The following is an 18,683-nucleotide window of genomic DNA, read 5'->3' on the forward strand; positions in this document are numbered from 1 at the left end:
CTCACATTAAATCTCGTAAACAGTGATTTTTAGCACAGAGAAGTATAACATTATGAGAATCATAAAATCAAGTCTCTCTTATATTTTAAAATTAAGATTTATTGTTTAGATATAAATGAATTTACATATCCTTGCAATACATCTTCACTTCCTGTAAAAAAAGAAAATCCCTTTTTTGAATAAACCGACCGACATAATCTTTTGGTTTATCATGTTTTATTAATGAAACAGCTTGCTCATAATCCATCCATTTCAATTGAAATCCATTTGCTTGTTCTTCTTTTGTAAAAGTTGGCGTATGGCTAATTTCTACCGCTCTAGCCAGAAAACAGTAGGATTGTTGTATTAAACGATGCTGACCTCGATGTTCAATAATGAATCCAAGATTAGAGATCATTTCTATCTTCGCCCCAACCTCTTCTTTTACTTCACGCAGTAAAGCTTCTGACCATGTTTCATTAGTCTCCACACCACCCCCGGGTAATTTATGATAGTTATTTTCCGACACATAAAGTAGAGCGATTTGATTAGATTCATTTAAGATGATTGCTCTTGCAGCCTTTCGTATGTGAACCTGATCAGGTAAGTTACTTCTCATTAAACCTATATCTATGTCAGAAATTTCAGCGATTAATTCCACTCTTACAGCTCCTTTAATCTATTTATCCCCTCTAACCATGGAAAGGGCTGCCTTATGGCAACCCTTAATCCTTTCGTCTTTCTCTTATTCTTTTTTCATTGTGTAATAGTGATACTTCTTTTCCTCAATCTCTATATCACGTTCAAACACAAATCCGGATTTATTGATCACCCGATTAGATGAAAAATTGCATATCTGTGCAATAGCAACGAGTTGCTCGGTATTTGTATTACAGAACAAGTAATGAATGAGTCCCTTCACTGCTTGCGTAGTATACCCGTTATTTCTATATTCGCTTGAAATCCCGTAGTAAATTTCTCTCATGGGTGGAGTAATTTTGTCTAGTACTCCTGTACCGCAGACACCAATGAACTTACCTGTCGCTTTCGAGATGATTCCCAGACGCAAACGAATTTCTCCTATATCACCATCTGTAAATACAGCTTGTAAGAATCGCTTATTCTCCGGGATTTCGTAATTATGAAACCATTCTTCTCTCTGCTCCTTAGACACATTCCAATCTACTAGAAACTCATGAAAATGTGGTTGCCAAGTAAGATCGTGAAGGGCATCTAAGTCCTCTGCCATATACTCTCTCAGCATAATATCTTTGCAATCTATCGTTAATATCTCATCACTTGTATTGATGACATGCTTCATGTGAACCTCCTCAAAATAGCAGGAGTACAAAGCAGATGACCTGGAAAGACATATCCGATAATACAGAAACTCCTCAAGGATTTACTGCATTATGCGATAAAATCAACACTTTGCTCTGCATCCTTGTAATGGTAATAATCCTTATTAGATAACCTATTACAAAGTTACTGGCATCGCGCTTTCCTCCTTCCATTTATATCCATAAAATTATAACAAGGTTTTCGTTCAACTTCAATCTCTTAAACTGGGATTCCACACTAAAAAGAGCATGAGAAATTCCTCATGCCCTTCATCTACATTTATACAATCGTTATCACTTGTCTTGCTTTGGAATCCAGCTCCTGTGCGGAGGAGAGTACCACTGTAAAATCCTTCATGGCAACCTCAATCTGCTGTTGACTTTGATCAATATAATTCTGAATTTCCATTGTCCCTTGAGATATATTTGAAATCTCTTTCGTTATGCCCTGTACACTGTCTCGTATCTCAACAATCGAATTCTCTACCATCGAAGACAGTTTCTTCACTTCTTTCGCCACAACATCAAACCCTCTGCCATATTCACCTGCATGGGCAGCTTCGATTGCAGCATTAAGTGCAAGGAGCTGCGTCTGGGAGGAAATGTTACGAATCGTTTTCACTACGTTTTGTATGGATTTAGCTTCCTGCTGTAAATCTGTAAGCGTTTGCGTATTTATGGCAGATACATTCGCAATGGAGAAGATACTTTTCAACAATTCTTCGCTGCGTTCAATACCCATTTCAGCTCGTTTGTTTAGGACCGTAGACATTTCCTTGAGCTCATCTACAACAGCCGTAAGATTATTTTGGCGATTCGTTATGTTGGTGGCTACCTTAGTTACAGCGAGAATTTTCTCGCCCTTCTCATCAAAAATTGGCATATAGGTAGCTTCGAGCCACATTTGATTCCCTTTAGCATCTTTACGTTCAATCTTATCCTGATAACTTTTCCCACAAAGGATATTGCTCCAGAACTCTTCGTATTCTGGACTATTAACAAATTTGGTAAAGCATAATTCCTTATGTGACATTCCATACATTTCTTCTCTCGAATAACCCATGCTTCTTGCAAATCCTTCATTCACATACGTTACACGGCGTTCAAGATCAAATCGAATAATTGCTAAGTTCTTCTCCATCGCCGAAATCACGGATTGATATGTCACGCCATCCTCCGTGCTGTTATTACTTATCATGTTCAATTACATTCCTCCGTACTCTTTACTCGAGCTTAACTAAAATAAGAAATAAAAATCGCACAGTACCAATGGGTCAACAAAGAAATATACAGGCTAAATGGTTGTCTGTCTGTATTAATACACACATCTTAACTCTACAGCTCATTTCTTGTGTTATCAATTAATTAATTACAATAGTAATACAAAATATAACAAATAGCGATAAAAACCGACAAATTCTATGGATTATTTTTCCTTTTCGTGTTATATTCACACTGTTCACTTTATATGAAAAAGCCTCGTTCTGTGAGTCTTAAAACATATTAGACGTGGGAGGCTATCATGATTAAATTACGTACGATTCTTGTTCTTACATTCACATCTTTTGTCATTTTATTAACTGCAATCATTGGGACACTCCTAAGCAATCGTTCAGCAGTGAGATTACAAAATGAGATCGGTCAATCCCTTTCGAGTATCGCTTATCAAATGTCGGACAAACTCGATAGTTTCATGTGGTCTCGTGCAGGTGAGGTTGAGATTTTGGCATCTATGATGGAAATGGAACAAACTCAAGAAGTAGATAAAACCCAAAAGTTACTTAATCAATTAAAAGCGAGCTTTCCCTCTTTCTCCTGGGTTGGATTTATGGACGACCACGGTGAAGTGCTAGCTGCAACTGACGGAATATTAGTAGGAAACAACATAGCTGAACGTCCTGTTTTTAAAGAAGGAATCAAAGGAAAGTTTATCGGAGATGTACATGAAGGTGTATTACTCTCGAAACTTCTTCCAAATCCCACGGGAGAACCCTTACAGTTCGTCGATATCAGTTTACCCGTCCAAGGTAAATCCGGAACTACAATTGGTGTACTTGCTGCTCACTTAAGCTGGGAATGGTCAAAGGAAGTTCAGAGAACGATTCTCGAACCTCAGAAGGACCATATAAAAGACTTAGAATTATTCATTATCAGTAAAGCAGACAGCACGGTACTGCTTGGCCCGAAGAATATGGTGGGTGAGAAACTTAATATTAGCAGCGTTACAAAAAGTCAAAAAGGAGAGAACGACTGGGAAGTTGAGGAATGGCCCAATGGAAAAAGCTACCTCACGGGTTATGCTTATGGGGATGGTTATCTGAATTATGAAGGCCTCGGCTGGACTGTACTGGTTAGACAACCTACCGATGTCGCATTTTCTTCTATGAGCCAAATGATGAACAATTTTATTTTTATTGGTATTATAGCATCCATCGTATTTGCCACCATCGGTTGGTTTCTTGCGGAGACGATTTCCAGACCCATTCGCGGAATAACAGCAGCAGCGAATCAGCTTCGTTCAGGTAGTAATGTTACCATTCCTGAATACAAGAGATTTGCTGAGATCCACAGTCTTTCTACATCGCTGCGAAGTTTAGTTGAATCGTTAAGTCGTTCTGAATCTGCACTCGGAGATATGAAACTTCTCGCTGAAAAAGATCAATTGACCGGACTTCCGAACCGTATCGCACTTGAACGTTATTTAGAAGAAACGATTGAACATCTCGATCTCCTCTTCGAGACACTTGCATTTATGTACATCGACTTGGATGGCTTCAAAAAAGTAAATGACACACTGGGCCATCAAGTAGGCGACTTGCTCTTACAGAAAGTTGCGCAAAGACTTCTAGTGGTTACGAAACCCGGTAACATTACCGTTCGATTGGGAGGAGATGAGTTTCTGCTTATTCTTCGATCATCACAAGCTGTTTCTTATCAAGAGTCTCTTGATTTAGCTGAGGAAATCATCACTTTCATGAACAAGCCATTTATTGTTGATTTCAATCATGTTTCCATTGGCTGCAGTATTGGTGTGGCATTCTATCCTTTGCATGATCCGAATGTCGGTAACATTATTCGAATAGCGGATGAATGTTTATATCGATCGAAGCAGTCTGGAAAAAATCGAGTTACATTTTATGAAGAGCATCAAGAAGAACAACACGATTCATAAAAGTATAGAATGCGGCAATAGCAGCCATTTCTGCTATTGCCGCATTTTTTAATATCAATGAGATTAGTGAGCAGAACATCGTTCCTATATCGTGGTCCATCCGTTCCTCAAAATGTTCTAGTTTTGTTTAATGAAACTTATGATCGCTTGCTTATATTTCTTCGGTTCTTCAAGTCTTGGAAAGTGAGCACTTTTATCAAAAGATACGATGGAATGATTAGGTATTTGTTGTCTATATGTTTCCTGTTGTTCTACCGTACATACGGGATCGAATACACCTGTAATTAACAGTGAAGACTGAGTAAGTTTGTGGAGCTTTGGAAGTAAACTTTTAAAAAATTCGCCCTCCTCCTGCAGTTTATTGATATGTATCTGACCCCTTTCCCAGAGTTCACCCGGTGGAACCAATCGATCTACCAATTCATTATATACTTCTGGGTTCATGCCTTTAAAGTAAAGACGATCACGATGCTCGCCTAATTGTTGCCCAATCTCCCCCCAAGCATTCCAAAGATCACTTGCTGAGAAATCTCCATCTACATACTGATTACACTTCTGGATGCCTTCTTGATGGTTCAAAGATTGAAAAATAGGTAATGCACTTTGAATAAAATTTCTCATTGAGCTTTTTATATCAAAAGAAGGGGTTTCAAATATTACTCTTTTTACGGTATTCGGATACTGAACCGCATAGTTAAATGCCACATATCCACCAAATGAATGACCTAACACAGTCCACTTACGAATCCCTAAATGAATCCGTAAAGCCTCACAATCTTCTATGATATCTTGTATGCCAAACGTTTCTCCTACTGATATAGGGTCAGATTTCAATACTCCTCTTTGATCAAAGGCAATCACCCTTACGGTTTCTGATAACTCCAATGCCTGATGATAACAAAAATCTAAGCAACTGGCTCCAGGTCCTCCATGTAAATATAATAATGCCTCTTCGCATGTGTTGTTGTATTCCTCAACATATAGCCGAGTACCACGAATGGGTAGTAAGGATTTCATTGTCTCCTCCTTTTTTCTTTACTCCTACTTAATTATCCCTCCTTCACTTATAATCCTTCCGATATGTGGGAAAAGTAAGATGATTCATATTCCTCCCCTAATTGTTTGATGAAAAGGAGCACCCGATGATGAATATCGAGATTGAAAAGTTACGAAAGCAACTTCCTGAATGGGTCAAGTCAAGTGTGCCCCACTCTTCTACTGGGAAAGTCGCTTCTTATATACCTGAATTAGCGAAAGCATCTCATGATGCCTTAGGGATCACTCTTTTAAACACAAAGGGAGAATTTGCTTCCGCTGGAAACTTTGAAATGTGCTTTACGATGCAAAGTATCTCTAAAGTGTACACACTGATTTTAGCTCTTATGGATAATGGAGAAGATATCGTATTTAGTAAAGTTGGTATGGAGCCGACAGGTGATAACTTTAATTCCATGCTTAAGCTTGAACTAGTTAGACCGGGTATTCCTTTCAATCCGTTTATTAATGCAGGAGCTATTATGGTCTCTTCTTTAATTCACGGGAACAGTCAAAAAGAGAAATCAGAACGGATTCTTCAATTTTTCAAAGAACTTGCGAATAATCATAACCTAAAACACGATGAGGATGTTTTTCACTCGGAACTTGAATCAGGACATTTAAATCGTTCCATAGCTTACTTTTTAAAAGGAAATGGTGTCCTTGATGGAGATGTCGAAGAGGTACTGAAAATTTACTTTTGTCACTGTTCTATTCTCGTCAATTGCGCTGACTTAGCACGAATGGCTTTAGTTCTTGCTTGCGATGGTACAGATCCTTTGACTGGAAAAGAACTGATTCCGCAAAGGGTTGTTCAAATAGCCAAGACATTCATGACAACTTGTGGAATGTATAATGCGTCTGGGGAATTTGCAATACAAGTAGGTTTACCTGCCAAGAGCGGGGTGTCTGGCGGTATTTTAGCACTGGTTCCAGGCCGCTATGGAATTGGTGTAATTGGACCATCACTGAATGACAAGGGTAATAGTCAAGCCGGAATTGAATTACTTGAGACGATCTCACAAGAGATGAAATGGAGCATCTTCTAACACACTTCTGCTTAAAGCAGCTAAAGGTGTTATGAAATTGATTCACATAAATATAGAAAAATGAAGCTCTGCCTATTCATTAGAACTAAATTTGAATAAGCAGAGCTTCTTTTATGGATTGAATGTCATGAGCAGCGTAACTGAATTAAATATTTTCTTGTTTTAATGCATCAATGATATTTTCTTTTTTCACTTTGGAGCTGGAATAGAGCATAGCAGCACTTACAATCAAAAACACAGCTAAGATAACATACAGTATACTAAGCCAAGGTAGTGAAAATCCGAACGTGAAGCTGTTCATCATAGATCGGTAAATGAGGTACATCGCCAGGATACTTATAGGAAGACCATATAGCAGGGACTTGATCCCGTAGAATATACTCTCATAATTGATCATTTTTCTAAAACCTTTTGGCGTCATTCCCATTGATTTCAGCATCGCAAATTCACGTTTCCGAAGCGAAATGCTGGTTGAGATGGTATTAAAAATATTAGCAACAGATATTAGGGTAATTAACGCGATAAAACCATACGTGAATACGGACATAAGTAAAACCATCTGTTCTTCACCTTGCCGGTTCTTATACACATTATAAATATAGATATTGTTCTCTTTCAATTCTTCAATAGAATATTGCAGTGCTAATGGATCTGAACTCGATAGGTAAAGTGAGTTTCTCATATTCTTTTTCATATTCTCACTGACCAGCTCTTTAAAAACCTGATCTGAAACAATGATATTCAGGTTACCCAGATAGGAAGGAGTAATACCTAAAGGTAACTCTTCTGTTAATGCAGCAATTTTCATAGGCTCCATGCTTGTTTCTTCTTCTGTATCCCAATCGGTATAAAATAGATCGATCTGATCTCCTTTTTCCAAATAGATGGCCTTTGTCTCCACATATTTTCTTGTTTCTTGATCTTCATATCTATTTTTGTTGATTACAATCGCAGCCGGTTCATCAAGATCAATTAACTGATCGTAATCGGCTCCTGCCTTTTCAGCGTATGCCTTTAGATTGATATCATCCAGGGCAGAAATTTGAATATAATATGGATATTTTCCATCTTTCAGAATACTATCGTCTTCCTTTAGAGTCTCTTTTAGTTCATCAGCAATGAAAGCTTTATCAACCAAAGAATTTACTTCTAACGATTGAATATAATTAGCATCTGTGACATTTGGAAGAGCAGTAATCGAGTTAACCAGCTCAGCAACTTCTTCCTCAGAATCAAGATAATCCATCTGAACTAAAATATCATAATTCACCCCGCTGGATGATAGTTCAATCGACTTTTGCATCATGGAAGTAAAAAAGGCAATGCTTAGAAACAAAATAATACTGATCACTAGTGAAAAGACAGTCGCTTGGTACCTGCGTTTATTTCTTTTTAAGTTCTTTAGACCAATCTCTGCTTCCATGCCAAATACCTTACGAACAAACTTTGAGGTTTTCACCGCTTTGCGAGTCAGCTTTACATCCTGGGTCTGACGAATCGCATCTATGGCAGAAATCTTAGAAGCTTTCCTGGCAGGTATATACGTTGAGATAAAGATCGTCAGCATCGAAACAAGACAAGTGATAAGAATAGTAGATGGTGTTACAACTACCGTCAATTTTGCTGTGACATCTAATACGCCTTGAATTAACGGATTAATACACATAAAGGTAATCGCGATACCAGCAAGTCCAAAAATGATACCAAGAGGGATACTAATGATTCCAATCACGAATCCTTCAAAGTACACCGAATTTCTTTTTTGTCTTTTTGTCGCCCCTACACTTGCTAACATTCCTAAATGTCTAGCTCGTTCAGAAACTGAAATTGCAAATGCATTGTATATTAAAGCAATCGAACCGACCATAATAATCGTCATGATGATGGCGGATAATGAAAGAAGCATAGTTCTCAAATCGCTGTTACTTGTAACGCCAGAATAACGCAGCAGAGAATTATTATAAACGATTTTTTCAATATGATTGTTCTTAGCTAATTCTTCGGCATGCGCGTACAGCGAATTATCCACCTTGTTTAGAACAACGGTCGCCGTAACCTTATCTCCTGCTGACATTAGATTTTCATCAAAATAACTTATCACCGTATATCCAGGCGCTTGGGCGGGTTCCCATTCAGGACGTTTTATAATCCCTACCACCGTATACTCCTGGGTTGTCTGGTTTTGAAGACGCTCTTCAATACGATCATTCATTCTACGTAATGATTCATTCTGATTCAGGACGTAGTTTTCAATTTCTTGACCATCAGCAGCAGCACGTTCCCCCACCTGTAAGGTTAAGGAATCTCCAATCTTATAATCCACTTTTGCATTTGAAGCTATTTCTTCAGAGATAACAAGTTCATTCTTTGCTTTCGGAAAGCGTCCTTCCATTAGTTCAATAGGAAACTGTTCAAAACCTTTCTCATTATATGACTTGATATATAGATAAGGCTTATTGTCATTCTGGCTTCCCTCTAAAGGAGCATATCCCAGATCTTTTGAGATGACTAGTTTTTTGGTAGCCTCATCTGCTTCAATCACATTAAGCTGAGCTTTATTTACATTGTGGTATTGTACATGCCATTCTCCTTCAGTTGCGATACTCTGTCTCTTCATGAGATCAATAAAAGAAACACCGAGAGACGCTACCGCAATAATCATGGCGACTGAAATAATGACGCCCAAAATCGTAACCAACGTTCTACGCTTGTTTAATCTTAAATGCCGTAATGTTAATTTATTGACGATATTCACGGACGGATCACCTCATCTTTAGCGATCCTTCCATCTTCTATCGTAATAATTCGATCTGCTTGCAGAGCGATCCGTTCATCATGAGTAATGACAATAAGTGTTTGATTGTAGGTTTTATTAAACATTTTTAGAAGATCAACGATTTCAGCGCTGTTCTTGCTATCTAGATTACCTGTTGGTTCATCTGCTAACATAATGGAAGGGTTACTGATGAGCGCTCTGCCAATGGACACGCGCTGCTGTTGTCCTCCTGACAACTGATTAGGTAAATGCCCTAGACGCTTTTCTAAATTTAACAGCTTCACCGTATCCGCAAACTGTTTCTTATCCACCTTATGTCCATCCAGCAGGAGAGGAAGCGTAATATTCTCTTCCACGGTCAATACCGGTATGAGATTATAGAACTGATAAATCAGTCCAATTTGTCTGCGCCGAAATATCGCAAGCTGTGTTTCGTTCAAAGCATAAATATCTGTATTATCCACATATACTTTACCGCTGGTTGGCTGATCTACACCTCCCAGCAGATGAAGAATGGTTGATTTCCCGGAGCCTGACGGCCCAATGATGGCGACGAACTCGCCTCTTTTCACCGAAAAAGAAACATCATCCAGCGCCTTCACTGCTGTATCGCCTTTTCCGTATATTTTAGTTAGATTTTCTACTTTTAAAATCTCCATATGGATGACCCCCTTTGTTCATGAGATCAGTATATCTACCTTCCATGACTTTCAGGTGACTCTTAAGTGACTTTTTAGTCACTTAAGGATACCTAGCAGAAGAAATGTTATGTTTGAGCTCAATGGTATAGCTCATACATTGTTGAATTTGAACTCTTAACTCATGTAACTATCGTTATTACGGAATTAATTCAAATGACATGTTTATAAAATTTGATGTGAAACTCGGTTCCCGCTCCAGGCTCGCTTTTTACATCAATCGTTCCATTTTGACTCGTAATAATACTTTGCGCGAGTGCAAGGCCAATTCCTACACTGTCTTCACTTGCCTGTTTTCCTTTAAAGAACCGCTTAAATAGATGAGGGATCTCATCCTTTGGTATTCCTTTTCCGTTATCCGAGATGATAATCTCCGTGAAAAGTACGTTTTCAGCGTATGATATGGTGATTTCTCCGCCTGCTTGCGTATGTTCAACACCATTTTTCAAAATGTTAACAATCGCTTCCGAGCTCCAGTTCAGGTCACCAAGAAAGAAAGTGGAGTCTTCTCCATGGATATTGAGTTTTTGTTCCTTAATATCCATCGGAACGAGTACAGGCTCAATTGACTTCTGAATTAGTTCGCTTACCTTAACACGTTCCTTCTTAAACTGAGCTGTACCTGCATCTATTTTCGAAAATTTCAGTAACGCAGAAATAAGCCAACCGATTCGATCAAGTTGGGTACTGATATTCCGTACGAACTCTATTCGTTTGCTTCGATCCAGATCTGGATCACTTAATAAATCGGTCATGACCGTCATGGAGGTAAGCGGTGTTTTGAGCTGATGAGATATGTCGGAGATCGCATTGGTCAGTTTTATTTTATCTTCTTGTAAAAGAGACCGTTGCTCCGATAACATGAGTGTTACTTTATAGATATCGTTCTTAAGAATACTGAGCTCGCCCTCCTCGTTATCACGTACATCCAGTGAATAGTTGCCGCTCGTAATTTCACGGAGATATCTTGATAACTTAGCAATCTCTCGGTACCGGTACCGAGTATATAATATACTGCAAGTGATGAGTACTGCTGCAGTAACGATGGTGATCCATGCGGTTTCCCTTGAAATCACTAGTGAAGTGATAACAGCAATTAGACTGAACGAAGACATGGTCAGTAGTAACATTCGAATTTCTTTATTTCGGAACATCCTAATCACCAACCTTATATCCTAAACCGCGCACGGTTTTAATCAGCTTCGGTTCTTGTGGATTATCCTCTAACTTTTCTCGCAACCTTTTAATATATACGGATAACGTATTATCGTTTACGAAATCCCCTGCTACATCCCATATCCGTTCTAGGAGCTGAGTTCTAGATAGAACTTGTCCAATATGATTCGTAAATATAAGTAATAAACGATATTCCAGTGCGGTCAGCAGAACCTCTTCTCCATTTTTATACACCTTTCCTTCAAGCGTATTAATTCTCACATTACCTAGTTCAATATAGGTTTGCGGCTTCGTTTGTTTTTGATAACGCCGTAAGACAGATTTAATCCGCGAGAGTAATTCCCGAATTCGGAAAGGTTTTGTTATGTAATCATCGGCTCCCATATCTAGACCCATTACAACATTGACTTCATCATCAATGGCTGTTAAAAAGATGACAGGAATATCACTTCGCTCTTTGACGATCTTGCACAGATCATATCCGCTGCCGTCGGGAAGGGATAGGTCAAAAATACATAACGTTAGCTCAGATAACTGATGCTGTAATACCTGCACTGCAGATGCCGCATCATAACAGAGTACTGTCTCATACTGATCCTGCTGCAAGGAATATTCTAGCCCAGATGCTATTGTTCTATCGTCCTCAACAAGTAAAATCTTCATTAGCGTTCATCCTAACTTCAATATAATTAGCCTTTTTCGATGTTTATTCTCTCATAATCAGCGCATATACCAAACTCAATTTTGTTACAAACTCGTTAAAACTGTGCTTCGTCACTTTAGCTTTTTTAGTAAAAAAATCAGACTCATAAAAAAAGCCGCGAGCTGCGCGGCATACGTATGTAGTCATCAGGCTTAGCATACCATTTATAGACTTCCAAGTCGCTCTGCTTGTTCTGCCGAGTCCATCTGAAGCTTAGTAATATATATCAAGCGCTTGCTCTCTGGTGAATCCTTATCTTGCTGGAGCTGTCTTAACATAAGAGGAATTTCCCATACAGAGCGGAAAGCAAAAGAAAGTAAGTAACCGAGTCTAGCAGTTTCCTCGTTCCCATTCCATCCATTCTTCCTAAGTCCACCTATGTATGATGTGAAAATTAGATCTCGATATTCGCTGAGCCTGTCAATCGGCACATTCCCTCGGCTCATCGATAGACCTAGAAAACGGCCTAGATCTTCTCCAACACCTGAAATACTGATAAATTGCCAATCAATAACAGCGAGCTTGTCTTCTTCTTGATACTTATCAGGATACAAGACATTAAACTCATCAAAATCTTGGTGTGATAATGTTCTCGGAAGACTTTCCAAAGCAATTAAGTATTCATTGCGTTTTCTTTCGAACTGCTCATATTTATCAATAATGTTCATTACTTCGTTGCTTAGATTCATCTGATTCATTTCTTGCCTTGAAGGCATATTACGGTATTTATCACATTCCTTAGTCCAGGAACGCATCCAATGTCTATTGATCCAAGCTTCCTGAGGCAGTGATCTCCCATTTAAATATGCAGCATGAAATGCCCCTAGTTTGGCAGCTGCGTAAGCATAATTCTCTTTCTCCCATATTCCCCTTTCACCTACCATATCTTCTAACCACAGCCAAACCGAACCATCGTCTTTTTCTTCCATCTCATAACACTCAGGTGCTATTAAATTACCGGGTAACTGATCCAGTAAACCCGATTCATATGCCAAAATTTCACGTTTCCAATAGTTATAATGACTTGGTTCATCTCGCGTAGAATCAGCAATAACGATTTTAATAATCAAAGACCATTGCCGCATATTTCCACTGCCTATTTCCGTTTCCCCTGCTACAAGGTAGACACCGCCAGTAACGAAATTAAGCTGATCTATCGTAATAGGCGTACATGTCCATTCTTTAAGTTCTCCTTGTTCCGTTTGAAGAATATGGTTTGTTATCTTATGGATCTTGTCCTGATCGATGCGAATCGGAGTCTCTACTGGAATCATCTTTATGTATTACCTCCCAAAAGAATAGGATAAAGTCATAACCTAATATATTCGTTTCGAGAGCTACTTCACCCTGCTATCTCTTCATTTCTTACGCCTGATCTATAAACAACAGATTTCGGTAAATGAATTTGGAAGATTTATATTTAAAATTAAGGGATATTCCGGGTCCGTCCAAATCCATTTTCACAGAAATGAGTGCCGGTGTACGTACGAAAGAGCGAATTAAACATCGAACAACTTTCTCATTCCCACTCCGTACTGCGTTCGATAAGCTCACTGCAAATGAACGATCCTTCGCAAGTTTATAATAAAAAGGGAGTACAGCGCGTGCGATGGCCTGGTGAATTCTTGGGTCAAATGTAAACTGGGCAGTTCCGGGAATGACCGTCGTACCATTAGAAAATTCGAGATAAGGATTTTTGACAGGGAATCCAATGAAATAACCGATGCCATTGGACCCAAGCGAAAGCCCTTTTGCTCTAGGCGAGACTTTGGTGAGCAGCCGAACCATTTTATCCAAATCTGGTGAAATCACTGCTTTACTCCACCCATCCGCATATCTCTTATGGAATGCAATCGCTCTGTAAAATGGATACATCACTTTTGCTGTATTTTGCAATACTCGTGCCGGTACAAATCCTTGCGCTCGTTTGGGGAGTTTCTTCTTTACCATAGATGTAACCCTCCTAAAAATACTAGGTTGATTCTTATCTATAGTTTATGTTTCCATATGTAAGCGGATTGGGCAGCAGTATACATAAATCAACCGAATAAAAGTTTCAAAGGCTTCCTTCACTTTATTTCGGATGATATCTTTTGCTAACAATCCAATAATGCATAACGTAGATCATCAATACAATCCAACATAGAGCGCCTATAGTGGCGGCAATTGCTTTCAGATTTATGGACCCTGTAATTAGAACCTCCATCGCATGCTTACTCATGCTGGCTGAATTCACAAATTCGGTAAGGGGACTAAACCCAACCATGATTCTGCAACCAATCAGAAAAACAATCGAAATGAGTCCAATTATACTCTGACTGTTACCTATCGTACTCACCACTGCAATAAAGGTAACAATAAAGAGCACCCACACAAGATAATAAAATAAAGCGATACACAAGTGTAAAAACGGAACATCCGTAAAAAGATAGCTGACATATAGGTAAGATGCAAAATAACCAATAGTTATGCTAACCACTGCTAATAAGTAATGAGATATTATTTTACCAGATAGGTATGAAACGACACTAACAGGTCTTGTAAGTATAAAAGCCAGCATCCCATTTGCTTTGTCTGCTTGAATCATTCCCATCATCGAAATGGCTAGTATGATAATTCCCAGCTGATCAAATTGAGATCCTAAGGTACTAGCTAATACTTCTCCGCCTTGCTGAAGAGTCATACTTGGATCAATCGTGATTCCCTTACCACTGCCTAATGACCCTATAATAGAAGGTAAATAAAAAGTTACGATAGGCTGAGTGATCCCTAAAAGGATAAACGCGATCGGCAGCCATATAATTTTATAATCACGTATCATTTGAACAAATTCTTTGTTAATAAGCACAATAAACGGTTTCATTTCTTCACCACCAACTTTAAAAAAATCTCTTCCAAAGTATCATGATCCTCTTGGAACGTAACAAGGTCCACATCATTCGTAAGTGCACTTTTTAATAACTCTTTTTTGTCCTTTTCCATGTTTTCTACTTCTATGTATAATCGATTGCCAGTCACCTCGATCTCTTTGACACTGGAGAGATTTTTCACCTTATTTATCCATGAATGATCTTTCGCTGTGATTTCTAGGACCAGCTTATTTTTCTGATTCTGTTTTACTAATTCAGTGATCGTTGTATCTACCATTTTTGTACCATCCTTGATGATGACAAACCGTTCACATATTTCTTCCGCATCACTGAGGATGTGAGTAGATAACAGAATCGTTGTATCTTCTTTTATTTCTTTAATTAGGTTTAACACTTCTCTTCGGCCGATCGAATCCAGTGCGGATACCGGTTCATCCATGATAATAAGTGAAGGTTTATGAAGTAAAGCTTGCGCAATACCAAGCCTTTGTTTCATTCCTCCTGAAAAGGTCCCTACTTTTGTATCCTCCTCGCCTAATAACCCTACTTTGGCCAAAATTTCAGGGATTTCCGTTGTTAAATCTCGTTTTTCCAGTCCAGAAAGCTGCCCCATAAAAGTAAGTGTTTCTTTGGCCGTCATCCAAGGAAAAAAGTTAGGATACTGTGGTAAATAACCAATCTCCTGCTTCACCCTAGATATCTTTTTCCCATTCAGCAACACCATGCCATCATCTGGGTCGATCATATCCGAAATCACATTGATTAACGTCGATTTCCCAGCTCCATTGGGTCCGATCAAACCTACACATTCTCCTGTCTGCAATTCCATTGAAAAATGGTTCACAGCCGTTTTGTTTTTGAATGTTTTCGTCACATTCTTCACTTCTAACCTCATGATTTTTCACGATCCTTTCTTCCAATTACAAAATAAAGTATGGGCCCAATTGTGTTAACAAAGATGATGACCAGGGCCCAAATAAGAATGTTTTTTCTCGTACTTTTGTGTCTGAATAAGTCAAATAAAGCAAGGAGGACTAATAAAGAACCTACGAGAATAAACGGTAAAATAATGGGGATAAAAGCCATAAAATCGATATCTTTCAGTTCATCAAAGCCATAGTGTAGTTTCATATTTAAATTCACCTCATTCATTTCATTATCGTTATTGATAATGATAATATAACTTTGTTGGTCATCAATTGCAATACCTATTCTCATTATTTATAATAAGAATAATATCCATGACAAAGTGAAGGAGAACACGATGGTCAATAAAGTAGAAATTCTGATGCATCCCGTTCGCATAAAAATCTTGCAGGTATTAGCGAGATATAAAGATACAGGTTTAACCCCTTTAGAAATGGTGAAGGTAATCAAAGACGTACCCCAAGCTACCCTGTATCGTCACATTCAAATTATGTTTGATGCCGGAATTATTCGTGTGATTAGAGAAAAGAAGGTCAAGTCTGTTTCCGAAAAATATTACGCTCTGAATGAAACGGAAGCTAGCTTAAATTCAGAAGAATGGAAAAAAGCTTCTGATGAGATGAAACTTGATTATGTATCCAATTATCAATTATCTCTACTGACTCAATATCAAAGCTATCTTAAGAAATTGAAAGAATTAGATCGACAGGATGATGGCTCCACTTTTTCTTTAATTGAGTTAAAAATCGATGATAAACAATTCGCGGAATTTCAAAATGAGTTAAATGAATTGGTGACAAAATATTACCATAGCGCGCATAATGAAACCGATGCTCCCGTACGAACCATTGCGGTTACTATTATTCCGGATGCGTAGCACTGAAAATGCAGTAGTTATTCTTAATACAAAAAGGCACCACATATATAAATGCGGTGCCCCAGACTGCAGGCAAACTAGCTTAAACTAGTTTGCCTGCAGTCTTTTTTCATTTTATATTATCACAAGCTTAGCTTAGATCTTAAGATTCTATATTAATATTTTATAATTTAATGATCGTTTCCTTTTTAAACTTCTGACTCTTTAAGCCCGGGAATCCGCTCATCTTTCCTTGCTTTCAGTGAAAGAAGGAAACATAAGAACAATACGATTCCAGCAGAAACGTAAGGGAAGTTCAGATTAACGTCAAACAGAACTCCGGCAATAACAGGTCCTAAAATATTACCCATACTTGTAAACGCAGAGTTAAGACCTGCCACATAACCTTGCTGTTCCATTGCCATCTTAGACATCTGTGTACTGATGGTTGGTCTAAGGATATCAATAGCCAGGAATACGATAAAGGTAACGAGCAGAATCATCCAATACTGATGAACAAACAAGGTAAGAACAATAAAGAGTGCTGCCATTAATAGACAGAATGAGACGACATTCTTTTCACCAAATTTATTCAAAATCCATCCAAATACAGTCACCTGAACGACAGCACCAGCGATCGAACCAAAAGTGATAATAACCGCAATATCTTTTGCAGTGAAGCCAAATTTCTGATCTACGAATAGACCAAATACGGTCTCATAATTGGCAAGGCCAAAAGATGCGACAAGCACAATAACAAGTGCTAGGAAATACGGTTCACGGTAAGAATTAGCGAGCTGAGTGAGCAGATTTTGTTTTGGAAGTTTCACGATTTCTTTCACCTGATCATCAACAACTTGAGGTTTTGATTCTGGCAATACGATCAGGGTCACAATAGCTGCAATGGTTCCTGCAACAGCTGCTGCATAAAACGGAACCCTGATTCCATATTCAGCAATGAATCCGCCGATTCCAGGTCCAATAATGAAACCTGTGGTAATCGCAGCGTTGATGAGTCCCATTCCCTTGCCGCGTTCTTCTCCTGATGTTACATCTGCCGTATAAGCCATAACGGCTGGCATAATGAGTGCTGCCCCGATTCCCCCGAGCATACGTGCAGCAAATAGGAAAAATGCAGTACTGCTAAGACCGAAGATAAGCTCCGATACCGCAAATATAACCATACCGATAATAATTATTTTTTTGCGTCCCCAGTTGTCTGATAATCTTCCCGCAAGCGGTGAGAATATCAGTTGTGTAAATGAAAATGCTGCTACCAGAAGCCCAACGATACTTCCGCTGATTTGCAGTAAGTCCATATAAGTCGGCATAATTGGAACAACAAGTCCAATTCCCGTAAATATTAAGAAGATGTTTATCATTAGAAGCAGGATAGCGCCTCTATTCCTTAACATTAAAGACATAATTCTTCCTCCATCATGTAGTAACCTATGTTGTTATTATCTACTTCTTTTACTTCTTGTTTCTTTTAATCACTTGATTGATTTCTTCCATCGTATTTGTCATATGAATTAAATCATCAATTTTAACCTTGGAGTAATACTTTTCAATCATTTGATCATCGATCTCTTCTAACGTATCCATAAATCTCTTACCTTGTTTACCTAACACAATAAATGACTCTCGTCTGTTGTCAGGATTCACAATCTTCGCAATCAAATCTTGCTGTTCTAACTTCGTAAGTACTTGGCTCACCGCGCTTTTCGTAATATCAAATTCTTGAGCAATCTGTGCTGCAGTCACCCGATCACGGCGAGATATATAAATCAGGACGACTTCTTGCTGTGAGGTGAGATGAAAATCATCTAATTCTTTAAACTCCTTGGTGATGAGTACATTAAATTCATCCAGTATAAGGTTCATACTCTTTATCACTTTACGATAATTCTCCAATCGCCTTCTCAACTCCCTTCGCCCATTAGTTTAGTTTACTTAACTAAACCATGATATATCGACATTATGTATGTTGTCAAACACTTTATTTCAGTGATATTTTCCCATCCTATTTTATGAATTCGAGTTGATTTTCGGTTGTTTTTCGATTGCTTTTCGATTGGTATTTCTGTATTTTTCTTTTGATA

Annotated in this window: 18 protein-coding genes; 3 read left to right on the forward strand and 15 right to left on the reverse strand. The window is 38.4% G+C overall.

From position 1 onward, the window contains the following. Positions 1–121 precede the first annotated feature (121 nt). The 3 genes from KJS58_RS19395 to KJS58_RS19405 all read right to left on the reverse strand — a co-directional run bounded on the left by KJS58_RS19395 (position 122) and on the right by KJS58_RS19405 (position 2,517). Positions 122–640, reverse strand: a complete 519-nt coding sequence (locus tag KJS58_RS19395) for an NUDIX domain-containing protein (RefSeq protein ID WP_213535041.1) — start codon at positions 638–640, stop codon at positions 122–124. A gap of 84 nt (positions 641–724) precedes the next feature. Then, on the reverse strand, positions 725–1,300 hold the full coding sequence (locus KJS58_RS19400; protein ID WP_213535042.1) for a GNAT family N-acetyltransferase: 576 nt from the start codon (positions 1,298–1,300) through the stop codon (positions 725–727). Between the two features lie 299 nt (positions 1,301–1,599). After that, a complete protein-coding gene (locus KJS58_RS19405; protein WP_213535141.1) occupies positions 1,600–2,517 on the reverse strand; it encodes a methyl-accepting chemotaxis protein in 918 nt (305 codons plus the stop codon). A 324-nt stretch (positions 2,518–2,841) separates the two neighbouring features. On the opposite strand from KJS58_RS19405, the gene KJS58_RS19410 reads away from it, so the two are divergent. Beyond that, the gene (locus KJS58_RS19410; protein ID WP_213535051.1) at positions 2,842–4,491 is read left to right on the forward strand and encodes a sensor domain-containing diguanylate cyclase; all 1,650 of its coding nucleotides are present in this window, start codon (positions 2,842–2,844) and stop codon (positions 4,489–4,491) included. Between the two features lie 117 nt (positions 4,492–4,608). On the opposite strand, the gene KJS58_RS19415 is transcribed toward KJS58_RS19410, so the two are convergent. Beyond that, entirely contained in the window at positions 4,609–5,508 is a 900-nt protein-coding gene (locus KJS58_RS19415; RefSeq protein WP_213535053.1) for an alpha/beta fold hydrolase, read from the reverse strand. A 128-nt stretch (positions 5,509–5,636) separates the two neighbouring features. Between KJS58_RS19415 and glsA the strand changes: the two genes are divergently transcribed. Continuing rightward, positions 5,637–6,575 (forward strand): glutaminase A, encoded by a 939-nt coding sequence (glsA, locus tag KJS58_RS19420; RefSeq protein ID WP_213535055.1) that lies wholly within the window; start codon positions 5,637–5,639, stop codon positions 6,573–6,575. Positions 6,576–6,720: 145 nt separating this feature from the next. Here the strand turns inward: glsA and KJS58_RS19425 are convergent, their stop codons facing one another. From KJS58_RS19425 to KJS58_RS19465, 9 genes are all read right to left on the reverse strand, one after another. Next, complete coding sequence (locus KJS58_RS19425; RefSeq protein WP_213535057.1) at positions 6,721–9,330, reverse strand: ABC transporter permease; 2,610 nt, start codon at positions 9,328–9,330, stop codon at positions 6,721–6,723. Further along, complete coding sequence (locus KJS58_RS19430) at positions 9,327–10,010, reverse strand: ABC transporter ATP-binding protein (RefSeq protein WP_160035389.1); 684 nt, start codon at positions 10,008–10,010, stop codon at positions 9,327–9,329. Before KJS58_RS19430 ends, KJS58_RS19425 begins: the two co-directional genes overlap by 4 nt. Before the next feature lie 191 nt (positions 10,011–10,201). Then, a complete protein-coding gene (locus KJS58_RS19435; RefSeq protein ID WP_213535059.1) occupies positions 10,202–11,203 on the reverse strand; it encodes a sensor histidine kinase in 1,002 nt (333 codons plus the stop codon). Position 11,204: 1 nt separating this feature from the next. Further along, positions 11,205–11,888 (reverse strand): response regulator transcription factor, encoded by a 684-nt coding sequence (locus KJS58_RS19440; protein ID WP_213535061.1) that lies wholly within the window; start codon positions 11,886–11,888, stop codon positions 11,205–11,207. A gap of 204 nt (positions 11,889–12,092) precedes the next feature. Next, complete coding sequence (locus KJS58_RS19445; protein ID WP_213535063.1) at positions 12,093–13,202, reverse strand: phosphotransferase; 1,110 nt, start codon at positions 13,200–13,202, stop codon at positions 12,093–12,095. A 91-nt stretch (positions 13,203–13,293) separates the two neighbouring features. Further along, positions 13,294–13,878 (reverse strand): hypothetical protein, encoded by a 585-nt coding sequence (locus KJS58_RS19450; RefSeq protein ID WP_213535065.1) that lies wholly within the window; start codon positions 13,876–13,878, stop codon positions 13,294–13,296. A gap of 124 nt (positions 13,879–14,002) precedes the next feature. After that, positions 14,003–14,791 (reverse strand): ABC transporter permease subunit, encoded by a 789-nt coding sequence (locus tag KJS58_RS19455; protein ID WP_213535066.1) that lies wholly within the window; start codon positions 14,789–14,791, stop codon positions 14,003–14,005. Then, positions 14,788–15,693, reverse strand: coding sequence for an ABC transporter ATP-binding protein (locus KJS58_RS19460; protein ID WP_213535068.1), 906 nt, complete (start codon positions 15,691–15,693; stop codon positions 14,788–14,790). The genes KJS58_RS19455 and KJS58_RS19460 overlap by 4 nt, the downstream gene beginning before the upstream one ends. Continuing rightward, entirely contained in the window at positions 15,690–15,929 is a 240-nt protein-coding gene (locus KJS58_RS19465) for a PLD nuclease N-terminal domain-containing protein (protein WP_213535142.1), read from the reverse strand. Before KJS58_RS19465 ends, KJS58_RS19460 begins: the two co-directional genes overlap by 4 nt. A gap of 133 nt (positions 15,930–16,062) precedes the next feature. Here KJS58_RS19465 and KJS58_RS19470 point away from each other — a divergent pair, with 133 nt between their 5' ends. Then, positions 16,063–16,602 (forward strand): helix-turn-helix domain-containing protein, encoded by a 540-nt coding sequence (locus KJS58_RS19470; protein ID WP_213535070.1) that lies wholly within the window; start codon positions 16,063–16,065, stop codon positions 16,600–16,602. 188 nt (positions 16,603–16,790) lie between these two features. Here KJS58_RS19470 and KJS58_RS19475 read toward each other — a convergent pair whose 3' ends face one another. Further along, on the reverse strand, positions 16,791–18,005 hold the full coding sequence (locus KJS58_RS19475) for an MFS transporter (protein WP_213535072.1): 1,215 nt from the start codon (positions 18,003–18,005) through the stop codon (positions 16,791–16,793). 49 nt (positions 18,006–18,054) lie between these two features. Next, positions 18,055–18,495, reverse strand: coding sequence for a MarR family winged helix-turn-helix transcriptional regulator (locus KJS58_RS19480; protein WP_249717657.1), 441 nt, complete (start codon positions 18,493–18,495; stop codon positions 18,055–18,057). Between the last annotated feature and the right edge of the window lie 188 nt (positions 18,496–18,683).

It is taken from the genome of Paenibacillus sp. J45TS6 (assembly GCF_018403285.1).
Classification (GTDB): Bacteria; Bacillota; Bacilli; order Paenibacillales; family Paenibacillaceae; genus Paenibacillus.